Source organism: Myroides sp. N17-2 (assembly GCF_002286775.1).
GTDB lineage: Bacteria > Bacteroidota > Bacteroidia > Flavobacteriales > Flavobacteriaceae > Flavobacterium.
In genome coordinates, this window is the sequence record NZ_NSGJ01000112.1 from 1 (window position 1) to 584 (window position 584).

General features: G+C 36.0%; 1 protein-coding gene. It reads right to left on the reverse strand.

Going from position 1 to position 584, the window contains the following annotated elements:
* Positions 1-70: 70 nt before the first annotated feature.
* Positions 71-502 carry an IS200/IS605 family transposase gene (tnpA, locus tag CF599_RS19295; protein WP_121967535.1) on the reverse strand — a complete coding sequence of 144 codons (432 nt, stop codon included), beginning with the start codon at positions 500-502 and terminating at the stop codon, positions 71-73.
* Positions 503-584 lie beyond the last annotated feature (82 nt).

The following is a 584-nucleotide window of genomic DNA, read 5'->3' on the forward strand; positions in this document are numbered from 1 at the left end:
AAATAAACCACTATGGACTGAAAGTCCATAGTTTGTTAAAGCAGACTAAAGTCTGCCTGGGTGGAGTTACTTACTCAAGTATAAAGTTACTCCCATTATCATTAGGTTTACGGTGATGCTCTAGATATGCATTTAACATTTCATCAGTAATGTTGCCTGTACTCCAACAGCCAAAGCCTATTGCCCAAAAGTGTCGACCCCAATATCGTTGCTTCAAAACAGGAAATTCTATTTGTAGTTTTCTGGATGTACGACCTTTCAGTAGCTTGACAATATTACTAATATTCTGAGAAGGACGATATTCTATATGAAGATGAACGTGATCCTTAGAAACAACTCCTTTCAGAATTCGAACATCTTCTGCTTCACAAATTTGAAGAATTAGACTACGACAACGTATCTGAATATCTCCTTCTAATACAGGGTAACGATATTTAGTAACCCATACTAAATGAGCTGTTAAACGAGAGACACTGTGTCCATTTGTGCCTTGATATTCCATATATCAAAGGTAAACATTTTTAGAAGCTGAAAGCTAAATGCACTAAAGTGCATAGTTTTAACTATAGTCTGCGACCAATAAA

Excerpts from the sequence above, each read along its gene's own strand:
- tnpA (WP_121967535.1), bottom strand. The coding sequence starts at position 502 with ATGGAATATCAAGGCACAAATGGACACAGTGTCTCTCGTTTAACAGCT.